The organism is Kitasatospora sp. NPDC101108, assembly GCF_055584725.1.
Genome location: NZ_JBVJLM010000023.1, coordinates 67,694 through 84,805 on the forward strand (window position 1 = coordinate 67,694; position 17,112 = coordinate 84,805).

Genomic DNA, 17,112 nt, shown 5'->3' on the forward strand with positions numbered 1-17,112 from the left:
TTTGAGACTCCACTCGTAAAAAGCCCCCCCACCTGCGGGGTCCCCAGACTCAAACCCCCCCCCCCCCCCCCCCCCCCCCCCCCCCCCCCCCCCCCGGCGTCACCCACCCTCCCGAGAGCCCCCCGACCACCCCCAGCCCCCCATCAGCCTGCTTCCTCCCCCCACATTCCGGGAAAGAAAAGGTGAACGGGTCCCGAGACACCCCCGTCCAGGGAGGCAACGACCATGGCGTCAGGGCAAGAGCCGCAAGCCGAGGTGCGGCCGGGCAGCTGGCACCCACTCGGCGCCCGCGTCCGGACGGACCACCTCGGCGTCCCCGGCACCAACTTCGCCCTCTGGGCAGCCGGCGCCGAGGCCGTCGACCTCTGCCTGTTCGACGACGACGGCCAGGAGAGCCGCCACCGCCTCACCGAACAGGACTTCCAGATCTGGCACGGCTTCCTCCCCGGAGTCCGCCCCGGCACCCGCTACGGCTTCCGGGTCCACGGCCGCTGGGACCCGTGGACGGGAGCCCGCTGGAACCCAGCGAAACTGCTGCTCGACCCGTACGCCCGCGCCGTCGACGGCTGTTACACCTCCCACGACGCCGCCTGCTCGGCCGTCCGCAACTGGCCGGAGGCCGACGTCGCCGACACCGTCCGGGACAACCGCGACTCCGCCCCCTACGTCCCCAGATCCGTGGTCGTCCAGGACGACGACGACTGGTACGACGACCACCGCCCCAAGACCCCCTGGTCCGAGACGGTGCTCTACGAACTCCACGTCCGTGGCTTCACCATGCGCCACCCCGACGTCCCGCCCGACCTGCGCGGCACCTACGCCGGCCTGGCCCACCCCGCCGCGATCGCCCACCTGACCCACCTCGGCGTCACCGCCGTCGAACTCCTGCCGGTCCACCAGTTCGCCGACGAGGACCACCTCCAGGCCCGCGGCCTCACCAACTACTGGGGCTACAACACCGTCGGCTACTTCGCCCCGCACGCCGGCTACTCCTCCTCGGGCTCCCGCGGCGGCCAGGTCGGCGAGTTCAAGCGGATGGTCCGCGCCCTGCACGCCGCCGGGATCGAGGTGATCCTCGACGTGGTGTTCAACCACACCGCCGAGGGCGCCGAGCTCGGCCCGGCACTGTCGCTGCGCGGCATCGACAACGCCGCCTACTACCGGCTGGCCCCGCACCGCCCCCGCGGCTACGCCGACTACACGGGCTGCGGCAACACCCTGGACACCCGCCGCCCGCAGGTGGTCCGGCTGATCACCGACTCGCTGCGCTACTGGGTGACCGAGATGGGCGTGGACGGCTTCCGCTTCGACCTGGCGGCCGCCCTGGCCCGCGGCGGGTTCGACGGCACGGACGGCGTCGACATGGACCACCCCTTCCTCTCCGCCGTCTCCCAGGACCCGCTGCTCAGCCGGGTGAAGCTGATCGCCGAGCCCTGGGACATCGGACCGGGCGGCTACCAGGTCGGCGGCTTCCCCCCGCTGTGGGCCGAGTGGAACGACAAGTACCGCGACACCGTACGGGACTTCTGGCGCGGCGCCCGCCCGGACGTGCGCGAGCTGGGCTACCGGCTGTCCGGCTCCTCCGACCTCTACCAGCGCGGCGGCCGCCGCCCGTACGCCTCCGTCAACTACGTGACCGCGCACGACGGTTTCACCCTGCGCGACCTGGTCTCCTACGACCGCAAGCACAACGAGGCCAACGGCGAGGCCAACCGGGACGGCACCGACGACAACCGCTCGTGGAACCACGGCGTCGAGGGCGAGACCACCGACCCGGAGGTCAACGCCCTGCGGCTGCGCCAGCTGCGCAACCTGATGGCCACCCTGCTGCTCTCCGCGGGCGTCCCGATGATCACCGCCGGGGACGAACTCGGCCGCACCCAGGGCGGCAACAACAACGCCTACTGCCAGGACGGCGAGCTCAGCTGGCTCGACTGGTCGCTGCTGGAGCAGCCCGGCTGGCGGGACCTGTGCGAGCTGACCGCCCGGTTGGTGCGGCTGCGCCGGGCCCACCCGGTGCTGCGCCGGCGGGCGTTCTTCTCCGGCCGGGCCGTCACCCCCGGCGGCCAGCCGGACCTCGCCTGGTTCACCCCGCTCGGCAAGGAGATGACCGAGGCGGACTGGTTCGGCCCGACGGCCTGCCTGGGCATGCTGCTGTCCGGCACCGCGATGTCCGAACGGGACGGCGCCGGGCGCCCGTTGGAGGACGACAGCTTCCTGCTGCTGCTCAACGCGGGCCACGAGCCGACGGTCTTCACGCTGCCCGGCGAGCCCTGGGCGGAGCCGGAGGCCGCGTACGGGACGGTGCTGGACACGGCGACCGCGGGCACGGGCGAGCCGTACCCGCGGGGCGCGGTGGTGCTGGGCGGCCGCTCGCTCCAACTGCTGCGCGTGCCCGCCCGGTCGGCGTGATCAGTTGCGGGCGAGCCCGACCTCGACGTTCTCCAGGATGCCGATCGCGTCCGGCACCAGCACGGCCGCCGAGTAGTAGGCGCTGACCAGGTAGGAGGCGATCGCCTTCTCGTTGATGCCCATGAACCGGACGTTCAGGCCCGGCTCGACCTCGTCCGGGATGCCGACCTGGGTGAGGCCGACCACGCCCTGGTTGTCCTCGCCGACGCGCATCGCGATGAAGGAGGTGGTCAGGTCGCCCGCCACCGGGATCTTGTTGCAGGTGAAGATCGGCACCCCGCGCCAGGCCGGCCGCTGCTTGCCGAGGACTTCGACCGTCCCCGGGTAGACGCCGCGCTTGTTGCACTCCCGCTCGAAGGCCGCGATGGCCCGCTGGTGGGCGAACAGGTAGTCGGTGTCACGGCGCATGGCGAGCAGTTCGTCCAGGTCGTCCGGGGTGGGCGGCCCGGAGTGGGTCTGGATCCGCTGGTTGAAGTCCGCGTTGTGGAGCAGGCCGAACTCGGGGTTGTTGACGAGCTCGTGCTCCTGCCGCTCCCGCAGCGCCTCGATGGTCAGCCGCAGCTGCTCCTCGGTCTGGTTCATCGGCTTGTTGTAGAGGTCGGCGACCCGGCTGTGCACCTTGAGGACGGTCTGCGCGACGCTCAGCTCGTACTCGCGCGGCTTGAGCTCGTAGTCCACGAAGGCGCCGGGCAGGTCGTACTCGCCCCGGTGGCCGGCGGAGAGGTCGATCATGGCCTCGCCCAGCTCGTTCTGCGCCTGGGCGACGTCGGCGGCGTAGCCCAGCAGCTGCTCCAGCAGCGCCGGGGAGCCGTCGACCAGCTCCTGGAGCCGCGACGCGTCCAGCGTCATCACGACGCCGGAGGTGGCCGCCTTCACGGTGCAGGGCCAGGTGCCGCCGGGATCGGTGATCAGCTCCTCGCCGATGTGGTCGCCGTCCGCGAGGGTGCCGACCACCGTCTCCTGGCCGTACTTGCCGGTGCCGATCCGGTCGACCCTGCCGTGCGCGATCAGGAAGACCTCCTCGATCGGCGTCCCCTCCTGCGCCAGGACGTCGCCCGGCCCGAAGTCCCGCTGCACGAACCGGCGGGCCAGCTCGGCCAGCACCTCCTGGTCCTCGAAGCCGCGCAGCGCCGGCAGCTCGGCCAGTGAGGGGGCGATCACCGTCACCTCGGAGCCGGTCTTCGAGAAGCTCACCCGGCCGCGCCCGGTGACGTAGGTCAGTCGGCGGTTGACCCGGTACGTACCGGCGCTGACGTGCACCCAGGGCAGCATCCTGAGCAGCCAGCGGGAGGTGATCTCCTGCGTCTGCGGCTTCGACTTGGTCGTCGTCGCCAGGTTCCGCGCGGCGATGGTGCTGAGGCTGAGGGCCCGCACCTGCACAGTTGTGGAACTGGGTCCGGGGGTGGGCTCGATGTCGACCGTCATGTCCACACTCCTGTCACTTGCGCATCAATGAACACCCGTCACGAGTTGTCATCGGCCGTTCGGCAGGCCCTCGCAAGAGGCGCACGGCGCATTCCTCCCTGCACGAACGACAACGCGCGCCCCGCATACCGCTCGCGCCCCGCCCGAGCGGTGGCCGGTTCTCGCCGGGCGGCAGCGACAGGGGCGAAAAACCGGATGAGAAGTGACGGCCTCTCTGCCTACCCTCACCGCGATGGCCGAGAACAGACAAGACGCTGACCACCCCGCCGGGCGCCACCGCTCCACGGTCCGCTCGCTGCTGCGCCTGTGGCCCTACGCCCGGGCGGTGCGCGGCCGGCTCGCCGTCTCGGTGACGGCCGCCTCGCTCGCCATGCTGAGCACCCTCGCCGTCCCGGTCGTCCTCGGCCGGATCGTCGACGGCCCGCTCGCCCGGCACGACCTCGACGCCCTCTGGCCGCCGGTCGGCCTGCTGCTGCTCCTCGGGCTGGTCGAAGCCGCACTGTTCTACACCCGCCGGGTGGTCCTCTCCCGCCCGCTGGGGCGGCTGGAGGCGGCCATGCGCGCCGACCTCTACGCCAAGCTCCAGCGGCTGCCGGTCTCCTTCCACGACCGCTGGGGCTCCGGCCAGATGCTCTCCCGGGCGACCACGGACCTGAACGCCATGCGGATCTTCCTGGCCTTCCCGCTGGTGTTCCTGGTCGTCAACTCGGTGACCTTCCTGGCCGGCACCGTGCTGATGTTCACCCAGGAGTGGCGGCTCGCCCTGATCGTCCTGCTGCCCTGCGCGCCGCTGATGGTGCTCACCCGGCGCTTCGAGTCCGCCTACTCGGTCACCGCCCGGCTCGCCCAGGACCAGAACGGCGACCTCGCCACCGTGGTCGAGGAGTCCGTCCTCGGCATCCGCATCCTCAAGGCCTTCGGCCGGCACCGCACGATGGCCGAACACTTCCGCGAACAGTCCCACCGGCTGCGCCGCACCGAACTGCGCAAGGCCCACCAGCTCGCCAACCTGTGGGCGGTCATCGTCGGCCTGCCGGAGATCGCCCTCGGCTGCGCCCTGGCCGTCGGCGCCTACCTGGTCGCGCACGACGAGCTGAGCGCCGGCACCCTGGTCGCCTTCCTCTCCACCGCGCTCGCCCTGCGCTGGCCGGTCGAGTCGCTCGGCTGGCTGCTCGCCTACGCCAACGAGGCCGCCACCGCCACCGACCGCTTCTTCGAGGTCATGGACGAGCCCGAGCCCGAGGACCCGGGCACTGCCGACGCGCTCGGCGCCCCGGACGGCATCCGCTTCAGCGGCGTCCGCTTCCGCTACCCCGACGCCCCCGACGGCACCCCCGACGTCCTGGCCGGCATCGACCTGCACGTGCGCAGCGGCGAGACGATGGCCCTGGTCGGCGCCACCGGCAGCGGCAAGACCACGCTCACCGCGCTGCTCCCCCGGCTGTACGAGGCCACCGGCGGCCGGATCACCCTGGACGGCCGGGACATCGCCGAGCTGTCCCGGGAGAGGCTGCGCGAACTCGTCGCGGTCGCCTTCGAGGAGCCCACCCTGTTCTCCGCGACCGTCCGGGAGAACGTCCTGATGGGCGCCCCCGGCGCGGACGACCGGCAGCTGGCCTCCGCCCTGGCCACCGCCCAGGCCGGCTTCGTCGAGAAGCTCCCGGCCGGGGTGGAGACCGAGGTCGGCGAGCAGGGCCTGAGCCTGTCCGGCGGCCAGCGCCAGCGCCTCGCGCTGGCCCGGGCGGTGGTCGGCGACCCGCCCTTCCTGGTGCTGGACGACCCGCTGTCCGCCCTGGACGTGCACACCGAGGCGCTGGTCGAGCGGGCGCTGCGCGAGGTGCTGGGCTCCACCACCGCCCTGGTGGTCGCCCACCGCCCCAGCACCGTGCTGCTCGCCGACCGGGTCGCGGTGCTCGCGGACGGCCGGATCGAGGCCGTCGGCACCCACCAGGAGCTGCTGCGGGACTGCCCGCACTACCGCGAACTGATGTCGGGCGAGGCCGCCCTCGTTCCCGAGGGCCCCTTCGTCCCTGAGCAGGGGGCCGTCCGATGACCACCACCGTCGAGCCCGCCGAGACCGGGTCCGCCGGGACCGGGCCCGCCGAGGAGGAGCTGCCCCCGCCGCCGGCCGACGACGAGGACATCCCGGTCCCGCCCGGCGCGCCCCGGGCGCTGCTGCGCTCGCTGCTCGGCCCGCACCGGGCCCGGATCGCCGTCGCGATGGTGGTGATCCTGGTCCAGCAGGCCGCCCTGCAGTCCGGCCCGCTGCTGGTCGCGGTGGCGATGGACCGCGGCATTCCGGCGCTGCGCGCGCACGACTCCGGCCCGCTGATCGCGGTGGTCGCCGGGTACCTGTTCTGCGCCCTGCTCAGCCCCCTGCTGCAGTGGGCGTTCATCAAGATCAGCGCCCGGGTGAACCAGGACGTCCTGCTGGAGCTGCGCGGCCGGATCTTCCGGCACGCCCAGCGGCTCAGCCTGGACTTCCACGAGCGCTACACCTCGGGCCGGATCATCTCCCGGGCCACCAGCGACATCGACGCACTGCGCGAACTGCTCTCCGAGGGCCTGCAGGAGCTGCTGACCGTCCTGCTGTCGGTCTGCTACATCTCGGTGCTGCTGGTGGTGCTGGACTGGCGGCTGGGCCTGGCCTCGCTGGTGAGCTTCCTGCCGCTGGCGCTGGTCGCCCACTCCTTCCGGACCCGCTCCCGCCGGGTCTACCGCCGCTCGCGGACGGCCGCCGCCTCGATGATCGTGCGCTTCACCGAGACCATGAACGGCATCCGCCCGGTGCAGGCCTTCCGCCGCGAGAAGGCCAACGACGCCGCCTTCGCCGTGGTCAACCGGCAGGCCTCGACGGCCAACGCGGCGGGCTTCCTGGAACTCGCCCGGTATGTCGGCCTCTCCCGGGCCACCGCCAACGTCTGGACCACCGGCATCGTGCTGCTGGGCGCCTACCTGGTCGCCGAGGACTCCCTGGAGCTGGGCGTCCTGACCGCCTTCGTGCTCTACCTGCGCCGCCTGTTCGACCCGATCGACCAGCTGGCGATGTTCCTCAACAGCTACCAGGCCGCCGCCGCGGCACTGGAGAAGATCGCCGGGCTGCTCGCCCACGAGCCGACCGTCGCCGAGCCGGCCGAGCCCCGGGAGCTGCCCGAGGCCGTCGGCAGGGGCCGCGAGGTCTCCTTCGAGGCGACCCGCTTCGCCTACCGCACCGGCAAGGAGGTGCTGCCGCCCTTCGACCTGCTGATCCCGGCCGGTCAGACGGTCGCGGTGGTCGGGGCGACCGGCGCGGGCAAGTCGACGCTCGCCAAGCTGCTCGCCCGCTTCTACGACCCGACCGACGGCCGGATCCGGCTGGACGGCGTGGACCTGCGCGACCTCGCCACCCCGGAGCTGCGGCGAGGGGTGGTGATGGTGACCCAGGAGTCCTTCCTGTTCTCCGGTACCGTCGCCGAGAACATCGCGATCGGCCGCCCCGGCGCCTCCCGTGCCGAGGTCGAGCAGGCCGCCCGCGACATCGGCGCGTACGAGTTCATCGCGGCGCTCCCGGACGGCTTCGACACCGACGTGCGCAAGCGCGGCGGCCGGATCTCGGCCGGTCAGCGCCAGCTGGTCGCCTTCGCCCGCGCCCTGCTGGCCGACCCGGCCGTGCTGATCCTGGACGAGGCGACCAGTTCGCTGGACGTGCCCGGCGAGCAGGCCGTCCAGCGGGCGATGCGCACGGTGCTGGCCGGCCGCACGGCGGTCATCATCGCCCACCGGTTGTCCACCGTGGAGATCGCCGACCGGGTCCTGGTGATGGACCAGGGCCGGATCGTCGAGGACGGCTCGCCGCGGCGGCTGATCGACGGCTCGGGGCGTTTCGCCACCCTGCATCGCGCCTGGCGGGACAGCCTGGTGTAGAACAAGCCCTCAGTGGGCCCGTCCAGGAAGCCCCACAGTTGTGCCCGTCCGGGTGCGCCGTCACGCACCCGGGCGGGCATCCCCCTTTCCGGGGGGCGGCTCAGCGCAGCAGCCCCGCGTCCATCCCCGCCGACTCGGCCGGGAGCGCGACCAGCCCCAGTTCGGCCGGTGAGGCCAGCCGGGGGTGCGCGGGCAGCACCCGGACGGTGTAGCCGAACGGCCCGGTGCGGCCGAGCTCCAGCGAGCCCTCGTAGCGGGTGCGGCCGTCCAGGTCCGGACCGCCGACCGGCTTCAGGGCGAGCGCGGCGGCGTCCGAGATACCGTCCGTCTCGTCCACCCGGCCGGAGACCACCTGCACCTCGACGTCCCCCGGCTGCAGCGCGCCCAGCGCGACCTGCACCCGCAGTGCCAGCGAGCTGCCCAGCTCCTGGGCCTCGGCCGGGCAGTCCGCCTCGACGTGCTCGACCCGCACACCCGGCCAGCCCTCCCGGACCCGGGCCTTCCACTCCGCCAGCTCACGGGCGGCGGCGTGCCGGCGGACCGCCAGCTCCCGCTGGGCCAGCGCCGCCGGGGTGTACAGCCGTTCGACGTACTCGCGGACCATCCGCCCGGCCAGCACCTTGGGCCCCAGGGTGACCAGGGTGTGCCGGACCATGGCGATCCAGCGGTGCGGCAGCCCGTCGCTGCCCCGGTCGTAGAACCGGCCGGCGACCTGCTCCTCGATCAGGTCGTACAGGGCGGCGGCCTCGATGTCGTCGCGCCGCTCGGCCTCGCTGCTCTCCGGGTCGAGCACGCCGTCGCCCTCGTCGGCGGTGGGGATCGCCCAGCCGTTCTGGCCGTCGTACCACTCGTCCCACCAGCCGTCGAGGACGGACAGGTTGAGGCAGCCGTTGAGCGCGGCCTTCATCCCGGAGGTGCCGCAGGCCTCCAGCGGGCGCAGCGGGTTGTTCAGCCAGACGTCGCAGCCCGGGTAGAGGTGCTGGGCCATCGCCATGTCGTAGTCCGGCAGGAAGACGATCCGGTGGCGCACCGTCGGGTCGTCGGCGAAGGCGACCATCTGCTGGATCAGCCGCTTGCCTCCGTCGTCGGCGGGGTGGGCCTTGCCGGCGACCACGATCTGCACCGGCCGGGTGGGGTGCAGCAGCAGGGCCCGCAGCCGGTCCGGGTCGCGCAGCATCAGGGTGAGCCGCTTGTACGAGGGCACCCGCCGGGCGAAGCCGATGGTGAGCACGTCCGGGTCGAGCACCGAGGAGACCCAGCCGAGCTCGGCCTCGCCGGCGCCGCGCTGGCGCCAGGAGTCGCGCAGCCGGCGGCGGGCCTCCTCCACCAGCTGGGCGCGCAGGCTGCGGCGCAGGTCCCAGATCTCGGTGTTGCCGATCCGCTCCAGGCCGGTCCAGCGCTGGGTCTCGCCGGTGGTCATCGCCTCCTCGGCGCGTTCGGCGCCGAGTTCGGCGGCGCCCAGGCGCACCACGGCCGGGTCGATCCAGGTGGGGGCGTGCACCCCGTTGGTGACCGAGGTGATCGGCACGTCCGCGGGGTCGAAGCCGGGCCAGAGGCCGTTGAACATCGAGCGGCTGACCTCGCCGTGCAGGGTGGAGACCCCGTTGGCGCGCTGGGCCAGCCGCAGGCCCATCGCGGCCATGTTGAAGAGCTTCGGGTCCCCGCCGCGCCAGGTCTCGGCGCCGAGTGCGAGCACCGACTCGACCGGGACGCCGGGCAGGGCGACGTCGCCGCCGAAGTGGCGGGCGACCAGGTCGCGGTCGAAGCGGTCGATGCCGGCCGGGACGGGCGTGTGGGTGGTGAACAGGGTGCCGGCCCGGACGGACTCCAGGGCTGCGGCGAAGTCCAGCCCGGCCGCCCGGTCGGCGACCAGTTCGCGGATCCGCTCGACGCCGAGGAAGCCGGCGTGCCCCTCGTTGGTGTGGAAGACCTCCGGGGCGGGGTGCCCGGTGAGCCGGCCGTAGGCGCGCACGGCCCGGACGCCGCCGATGCCGAGCAGCATCTCCTGGAGCAGCCGGTGCTCGCTGCCGCCGCCGTAGAGCCGGTCGGTGACGTCGCGTTCGGCGGGTGAGTTGGCCTCGATGTCGGAGTCGAGCAGGAGCAGCGGGACCCGCCCGACCTGGGCCTTCCAGATGTGCGCGGCCAGGGTGCGGCCGCCGGGCAGGGCGAGGTCGACCCGGCTCGGGGTGCCGTCGGCCTCCCGCAGCAGGCTGACGGCCAGTTCGTCCGGGTCCAGCAGGGGGTAGCGCTCCTGCTGCCAGCCGGCCCGGTCGAGGGACTGCCGGAAGTAGCCGTGCCGGTAGAACAGCCCCACGCCGATGATCGGCACGCCGAGGTCGCTGGCGGCCTTGAGGTGGTCGCCGGCCAGGATGCCGAGACCCCCGGAGTACTGGGGCAGTGCGGCGGCGATGCCGTATTCGGGCGAGAAGTAGGCGATGGCGGCGGGCGGAGGGGTGGCGCTGCCCTCCTGCTGGGCCTGGTACCAGCGCGGTCCGGTGAGGTACTCGCGCAGGTCGTCGGCGAGGTCGCCGAGTCTGCGCAGGAACCGCCGGTCGGCGGCGAGTGCGGCGAGCCGGGCGGCCGGGACCTCCCCGAGCAGCCGCACCGGGTCCTCGCCGGTCGCGGCCCAGACCTCCGGGTCCACGGACCGGAAGAGGTCCCTGGTCTCGGGGTGCCAGGACCAGCGCAGGTTGAGGGCCAGCTCGTGCAACGGCTGGAGTTGTTCGGGCAGGACGGTGCGGACGGTGAATCTGCGGATTGCCTTCACAGGCGTGAAGCGTAGCCTCGACGATCGTCCTGACAACGGGTCAAGCGGGTCATTGGGCATCCGTTCGGCCTATTGATGAGATCGCATTCGGCGCATTGGTCTGCACGGGGGGCGCGCGAGGCGCACATTCGGGGGTGCCGCGCTACCAATGCGTGAACTCTGCGGAACAGATCGATTTCCGACTGGTCGCCCGGTCCGGAGAAGGCCCGAAACTACTGTCGTACCGCTGCGAAAAACGTGTCACCGGTGCGAGGATGACCGGAGGTCGTTGATGCTGCGGGGACAACGACGACGGGTGGCGTCCCCCGTGAAGCAGCACGTCCGAATCCTTTTCGCGTTGACCGTTCCCCTTCTTCCTTAACCCGTTCGGCGCTCATCGCGCACCGACGCGTGTCCTCGCGCACGGTCGGCTCGTTCACGGGTCGACCTGGCCGCCCAGGGGCGTGCCCCAGGAGGCGTGCGCCGGGACGCGCACGGGTTCCGGGGCGTCCCGCCACCGGTTCGGCGGGCGCCGGGCAGGTTGCCGGGGACGGCGGCGCGGGCAGGCTTCCGGTCGCACGTCCACCCCACCCAGCAGTCCTCCCGGTACTCCCCTGGCCCGACCCCCCGGCCCGCGGGAGCTGCCGCTGATCTCGGGCAGGAGTTTGGCATGCACGGCGACACGCGGGACCAGTCCACACCAGTGGCCGAAACCGTCGACGCAGCGGTCGCGGAATCCGCCGGACGGATGGATTCTGACACTCGGACAGACCCGGCGATGCCGTCGCCCCGGGCGTCCGGAGCGGTCCGTACCGAATCCTCCGAAGCCCAGGCCTCCACCGCACAGGCCCCCGCAGCACCGCCCGCCACGGCCCAGCCCGACGCAGCGGCCCGACAACCCGGGGCCGAGGAGGGCGGGACGGCGGCACCGCGCCGGCGCACCACCACCACGCGCCGCACCACCGCGACGGCCGCCACCCGCCGGGCCGCCGAACCCGGGGCGGCCGCGGCCGACGCCGAGCCGCCCGCCCGCAAGCGCGCCGCGAGCAAGAGCACCGCCAAGACCGCCGGTACCAAGGCCGCCGGCACCAAGACCGCCACCAAGACCGCCACCACCAAGCCCTCCGCCCGCAAGACGACAGAGAGCGACACCGTGATCGGCCGCATCCCCGTCCTGGACGTCAGCCCCCAGATCGACGCCGGTCGCCGCCCGGCCAAGGCCGTCGTCGGCGAGACCTTCCTGGTCACCGCGACGGTCTTCCGCGAGGGCCACGACGCCGTCAACGCCAACGTGGTGCTGCGCGACCCGCGCGGCCGCAGCGGCCCGTGGACGCCGATGCGCGAGCTCGCCGAGGGCACCGACCGCTGGGGCGCGCACGTCACCCCGACCGCGCCCGGCCGCTGGTCGTACCTGGTGGAGGCGTGGAGCGACCCGGTCGCCACCTGGCGCCGGACGGCCGCGGTGAAGCTCCCGGCCGGGATCGACACCGCGCTGGTCCTGGAGGAGGGCGCCCGGCTGCTGGAGCAGGCGGCCGCCGGGGTGCCGAAGAAGGAGGGCCGCGCGCACGTGCTGGCCGCCGTGGACGCGCTGCGCGACCCGGGGCTGCCGCCGCTGTCCCGGCTGGCCGCCGCGCTCGCCCCCGAGGTGCTGGAGCTGCTGGCCCGTTACCCGCTGCGCGAGCTGCTCAGCGCCTCCCGTCCGCTGCCGCTCCAGGTGGACCGCGAGCGGGCGCTGTTCGGTTCCTGGTACGAGTTCTTCCCCCGTTCGGAGGGCGCGGTGGTGGACCCGAACGGGGTCGAGCCGCCGCGGTCGGGCACCCTGCGCACCGCCGCCGAGCGGCTGCCGGCGATCGCCGCGATGGACTTCGACGTGGTCTACCTGCCGCCCGTCCACCCGATCGGGCGAGCGTTCCGCAAGGGCCCGGACAACACTCTGACGGCCGGTCCGCACGACGTCGGCTCGCCGTGGGCGATCGGCTCGCCCGAGGGCGGTCACGACGCGGTCCACCCGGACCTCGGCACCATCGAGGACTTCGACCACTTCGTCGCCGAGGCCAGGGCGCTGCACCTGGAGGTGGCGCTGGACTTCGCCCTCCAGTGCTCCCCGGACCACCCGTGGGTGAACAAGCATCCGGAATGGTTCAGCCACCGCGCCGACGGCACCATCGCGTACGCCGAGAACCCGCCGAAGAAGTACCAGGACATCTATCCGATCAACTTCGATCAGGACATGGACGGAATCGTCAAGGAAACCGTCCGGATCCTCCGGTTCTGGATGTCCCACGGCGTCAGGATCTTCCGGGTCGACAACCCCCACACCAAGCCGGTGGTGTTCTGGGAGAAGGTGCTCTCCGACATCGCCCGTACCGACCCCGATGTCGTGTTCCTGGCGGAGGCCTTCACCCGCCCCGCGATGATGCACACCCTGGCGAAGATCGGCTTCCACCAGTCGTACACGTACTTCACCTGGCGCAACACCAAGAACGAACTCACCGAGTACCTCACCGAACTCACCGGTGACGCGGCCGCCTACATGCGCCCCAACTTCTTCGCCAACACCCCGGACATCCTGCACGCCTACCTGCAGCACGGCGGCCGGGCCGCCTTCGCGATCCGCGCGGTGCTCGCCGCCACCCTCTCCCCCAGCTACGGCGTCTACGCCGGGTTCGAGCTGTGCGAGAACGAGCCGGCCCACCCGGGCTCCGAGGAGTACCTGCACTCGGAGAAGTACGAGCTGCGCCCGCGCGACTGGACCCGCACCGACACCCTCGCCCCGCTGCTCACCGTGCTGAACCGGCTGCGCCGGCGCCACCCGGCCCTCCAGCAGCTGCGCGACCTGCGCTTCCACCCCACCGACAACGAGCAGGTGCTCGCCTACTCCAAGACCGCGACCACCCCGGACGGCCTCACCGACCAGGTCATCACCGTGGTCAACCTCGACCCGCACCACGTCCAGGAGGCCACCGTGACGCTCGACGGCGACGGGCCCCACGTGGTGCACGACGAGCTCACCGGCGCCGCCTACACCTGGGGCCGGCACAACTACGTCCGGCTCGATCCCTCAGCCGAGCCGGCTCACCTCCTCACGGTTCGGAGGAACCCAGCGTGACAGTGAACGAGCCCGTTCCCGACACCTTCCCCGAGACCTCGAAGAAGAACCTGGACCCCGAGTGGTTCAAACGTGCGGTCTTCTACGAGGTGCTGGTGCGGTCCTTCCAGGACAGCAACGGCGACGGGGTCGGGGACCTCAAGGGGCTCACGGCCAAACTCGACTACCTCCAGTGGCTCGGCGTCGACTGCCTCTGGCTCCCGCCGTTCTTCGCCTCGCCGCTGCGCGACGGCGGGTACGACGTCGCCGACTACAAGTCGGTGCTGCCGGAGTTCGGCGACATCGCCGACTTCATGGAGTTCGTGGACGCCGCGCACGCCCGCGGCATGCGCGTGATCATCGACTTCGTCATGAACCACACCAGCGACCAGCACCCGTGGTTCCAGGCCTCCCGGGCGGACCCGGACGGGCCGTACGGCGACTTCTACATGTGGGCCGACGACGACAAGCAGTTCCCGGACGCCCGGATCATCTTCGTCGACACCGAGACGTCCAACTGGACGTACGACCCGGTCCGCAAGCAGTACTACTGGCACCGGTTCTTCTCGCACCAGCCGGACCTCAACTACGACAACCCGCGGGTCCAGGACGAGATGATCGCCGGGCTCCGGTTCTGGCTCGACCTCGGCATCGACGGCTTCCGGCTGGACGCGGTGCCCTACCTGTTCGCCCGGGAGGGCACCAACTGCGAGAACCTGCCGGAGACCCACGAGTTCCTCAAGCGGGTCCGCAAGGAGATCGACGCCGACTACCCGGACACCGTGCTGCTCGCCGAGGCCAACCAGTGGCCGGAGGACGTGGTCGACTACTTCGGCGACTTCACCGCGGGCGGCGACGAGTGCCACATGGCGTTCCACTTCCCGGTGATGCCGCGGATCTTCATGGCCGTGCGCCGGGAGTCCCGGTACCCGGTGTCGGAGATCCTCGCCAAGACCCCGGCGATCCCGGGCGGCTGCCAGTGGGGCATCTTCCTGCGCAACCACGACGAGCTGACCCTGGAGATGGTCACCGACGAGGAGCGCGACTACATGTACGCGGAGTACGCCAAGGACCCCCGGATGCGCGCCAACGTGGGCATCCGCCGCCGGCTCGCCCCGCTGCTGGAGAACGACCGCAACCAGATCGAGCTGTTCACCGCGCTGCTGCTCTCCCTGCCCGGCTCGCCGGTGCTCTACTACGGGGACGAGATCGGCATGGGAGACAACATCTGGCTGGGCGACCGGGACGGCGTGCGCACCCCGATGCAGTGGACCCCGGACCGCAACGCGGGTTTCTCCTCCGCCGACCCGGGCAGGCTCAGTCTGCCGCCCATCATGGACCCGGTGTACGGCTTCCAGGTGACCAACGTCGAAGCGCAGCAGAGCAGTTCGAGTTCGCTGCTGCACTGGACGCGTCGCATGATCGAGATCCGCAAGCTCAACCCGGCGTTCGGCCTGGGCACCTATACCGAACTGCCGTCCAGCAACCCCGCCGTGCTGGCCTTCGTGCGCGAGTACGAGGGGGACCTGGTCATGTGCGTGAACAACTTCTCGCGGTTCGCGCAGCCGACCGAGCTGGACCTGCGGCAGTACGGCGGGCGGTACCCGGTCGAGCTGATCGGCGGGGTGCGCTTCCCGTCGATCGGTGAGTGGCCTTACCTGCTCACGCTGGCCGGACACGGCTTCTACTGGTTCCAGCTCCGGCAGCCCCCGCGCCTGAGCGGGACCAGGCGGTCGAAGTAACGATCCGCCGCACCCGCCACCGCGGCCCGCACAGCACCACCAGACCCTCCGGGGGCGCGAGTTGGACCCGGCGCCCCCGGAGTTCTCTGCACCACCGCGTACGGAGAACAGCCCAACGGCTACCCACACGAAGGCGTGACACCCGAGCCGTGCTCGCGTGCCGCGACCGCCGCGCCGCTGAAATCCGGAAGACTGACGGACCCCGGCCACGACCCGTCGGGCAGTCCGCGTGCTTCCGGGGAAAGGGAGTCATGTCCGAAACCTCCCGTTCTCAAGCCCATGTGCAGCACGACGCCCCGGCCGGCTCCGCCGCGCACCCGGGCGCGCGGGGCACCGGGCCCCGGAGAACCGCCCTGGGGGTCAGCGAGCTCGTCCAGGCGGCCCTGCCGCTGATCGCCGAGTGGCTCCCCACCCAGCGGTGGTACGCCGGGAAGGGACGGCCCATCACCGGACTGGTCCCGGTGGTCGGCACCCCACTGCAGGTCGGCGATCCGGCCCTGCTGCACCTGCTGCTGCGGGTCGAGCACGCCACCACGGCCGGGCTGCCGCACGGCGACACCTACCAGCTCCTGCTCGGAATCCGCTCCCAGGGCCCCGCGGGCATCGAACCCGGCGCCGTACTCGGCCGGCTCAGCCAGGGCCCGTACGACGGCGCCGCCCTCTACGACGCGGTCCACGACCCCGAGCTGACCGGACGGCTGCTGGAGCACCTCGCCACCGGCGACCGGTTCGGCTCGCTGTCCTTCCGCCGCACCCCGGGCTCCGGGCTGCCCACCAACCTCCCCGGCCGCGCCTCCACCGCCGAGCAGTCCAACAGCTCGGTCATCTACGGCACCTCGTACATCCTCAAGCTCTTCCGGCGCATCCACCCCGGCACCAACCCCGACCTCGAACTCTCCCTCGCCCTCTCCCGGGCCGGCTCCACCCGCATCCCCCGGGTCGCCGCCTGGTTCGAGAGCCGGATGGAACGCGCCGAACCCGCCACCCTCGGGCTGCTCCAGCGCTACCTGCCGGACGCCGAGGACGGCTGGGAGCTCGCCCTCGACCAGGTCGGCCGGCTCAAGGGCGACCGCTCCCCCGGCAACTTCGCCATCGAGGCGCACCGGCTCGGCCGGGCCACCGCCGAGGTGCACCGGGTGCTCGCCCGCTCGATGCCCGTCGCCCGGCTCGACCGCACCCAGACCGGCCGGCTCGCCGGCGCGATGGCCGACCGGCTGGACAGCGCGGTCGCCGCCGTCCCCGGTCTGCTGCGCTTCCGGGCCGCCCTGCGCACCGCCTTCCAGCAGCTCGCCGACGCCCACCCGGACGGCCTGCCGGTCCAGCGCATCCACGGCGACCTCCACCTCGGGCAGGCCATGCGCACCCCGCACGGCTGGGTGCTGCTGGACTTCGAGGGGGAGCCCGCCAAGTCCGTCAACGAGCGCCGCGAGCCGCAGCCCGCCCTGCGCGACGTCGCCGCGATGCTGCGCTCCTTCGACTACGCCGCCGCCCACCTGCTGGCCGGCGGCCCGGTCGACCCGGAACTCGCCCACCTCGCGGCCGCCTGGGCCCAACGCAACCGCACCGCCTTCTGCGCCGGCTACACCGCCGGGGGCGGGGCCGACCCGGCGGCCTCGCCGGAGCTGATGCGGGCACTGGAGATCGACAAGGCGGTGTACGAGGTGGTGTACGAGGCCCGGCACCGGCCCAGCTGGCTGCCCATCCCGCTGGCCGCGATCAACCGGCTCGCCCTGTCCGTCTGACCGACCGCCCCGCCCACCCGTCCCCGACGTCCCGCCCCCCGCCGTCCCGCCCTC

At 72.5% G+C, this 17,112-nt stretch carries 8 protein-coding genes; 6 read left to right on the forward strand and 2 right to left on the reverse strand.

All coding sequences use genetic code 11. The annotated features are described in order from the left end of the window. Positions 1 to 225: 225 nt before the first annotated feature. Positions 226 to 2,412, forward strand: a complete 2,187-nt coding sequence (gene glgX / locus ACZ6Z8_RS32935) for a glycogen debranching protein GlgX (RefSeq protein ID WP_465613699.1) — start codon at positions 226 to 228, stop codon at positions 2,410 to 2,412. On the opposite strand, the gene ACZ6Z8_RS32940 is transcribed toward glgX, so the two are convergent. After that, a complete protein-coding gene (locus ACZ6Z8_RS32940) occupies positions 2,413 to 3,837 on the reverse strand; it encodes a family 2B encapsulin nanocompartment shell protein (protein ID WP_465613700.1) in 1,425 nt (474 codons plus the stop codon). 232 nt (positions 3,838 to 4,069) lie between these two features. On the opposite strand from ACZ6Z8_RS32940, the gene ACZ6Z8_RS32945 reads away from it, so the two are divergent. Together ACZ6Z8_RS32945 and ACZ6Z8_RS32950 are read left to right on the forward strand one after the other, a co-directional pair. Then, positions 4,070 to 5,890 carry an ABC transporter ATP-binding protein gene (locus ACZ6Z8_RS32945; protein ID WP_465613701.1) on the forward strand — a complete coding sequence of 607 codons (1,821 nt, stop codon included), beginning with the start codon at positions 4,070 to 4,072 and terminating at the stop codon, positions 5,888 to 5,890. Next, complete coding sequence (locus ACZ6Z8_RS32950; protein WP_465613702.1) at positions 5,887 to 7,740, forward strand: ABC transporter ATP-binding protein; 1,854 nt, start codon at positions 5,887 to 5,889, stop codon at positions 7,738 to 7,740. Before ACZ6Z8_RS32945 ends, ACZ6Z8_RS32950 begins: the two co-directional genes overlap by 4 nt. A 100-nt stretch (positions 7,741 to 7,840) precedes the next feature. On the opposite strand, the gene glgP is transcribed toward ACZ6Z8_RS32950, so the two are convergent. Then, positions 7,841 to 10,507 (reverse strand): alpha-glucan family phosphorylase, encoded by a 2,667-nt coding sequence (gene glgP / locus ACZ6Z8_RS32955; RefSeq protein WP_465613703.1) that lies wholly within the window; start codon positions 10,505 to 10,507, stop codon positions 7,841 to 7,843. A gap of 1,132 nt (positions 10,508 to 11,639) precedes the next feature. Between glgP and ACZ6Z8_RS32960 the strand changes: the two genes are divergently transcribed. The 3 genes from ACZ6Z8_RS32960 to ACZ6Z8_RS32970 all read left to right on the forward strand — a co-directional run bounded on the left by ACZ6Z8_RS32960 (position 11,640) and on the right by ACZ6Z8_RS32970 (position 17,058). Beyond that, the gene (locus ACZ6Z8_RS32960; protein WP_465613721.1) at positions 11,640 to 13,595 is read left to right on the forward strand and encodes an alpha-1,4-glucan--maltose-1-phosphate maltosyltransferase; all 1,956 of its coding nucleotides are present in this window, start codon (positions 11,640 to 11,642) and stop codon (positions 13,593 to 13,595) included. Then, positions 13,592 to 15,316, forward strand: coding sequence for a maltose alpha-D-glucosyltransferase (gene treS / locus ACZ6Z8_RS32965; RefSeq protein ID WP_402818973.1), 1,725 nt, complete (start codon positions 13,592 to 13,594; stop codon positions 15,314 to 15,316). Before ACZ6Z8_RS32960 ends, treS begins: the two co-directional genes overlap by 4 nt. A 251-nt stretch (positions 15,317 to 15,567) precedes the next feature. Further along, on the forward strand, positions 15,568 to 17,058 hold the full coding sequence (locus ACZ6Z8_RS32970) for a maltokinase N-terminal cap-like domain-containing protein (RefSeq protein ID WP_465613704.1): 1,491 nt from the start codon (positions 15,568 to 15,570) through the stop codon (positions 17,056 to 17,058). The last annotated feature ends 54 nt before the right edge of the window (positions 17,059 to 17,112 follow it).

Coding starts and splice junctions, on each gene's coding strand:
- ACZ6Z8_RS32970 (WP_465613704.1), top strand. CDS start 15,568: ATGTCCGAAACCTCCCGTTCTCAAGCCCATGTGCAGCACGACGCCCCG.
- ACZ6Z8_RS32940 (WP_465613700.1), bottom strand. CDS start 3,837: ATGACGGTCGACATCGAGCCCACCCCCGGACCCAGTTCCACAACTGTG.
- ACZ6Z8_RS32950 (WP_465613702.1), top strand. CDS start 5,887: ATGACCACCACCGTCGAGCCCGCCGAGACCGGGTCCGCCGGGACCGGG.
- glgX (WP_465613699.1), top strand. CDS start 226: ATGGCGTCAGGGCAAGAGCCGCAAGCCGAGGTGCGGCCGGGCAGCTGG.
- ACZ6Z8_RS32945 (WP_465613701.1), top strand. CDS start 4,070: ATGGCCGAGAACAGACAAGACGCTGACCACCCCGCCGGGCGCCACCGC.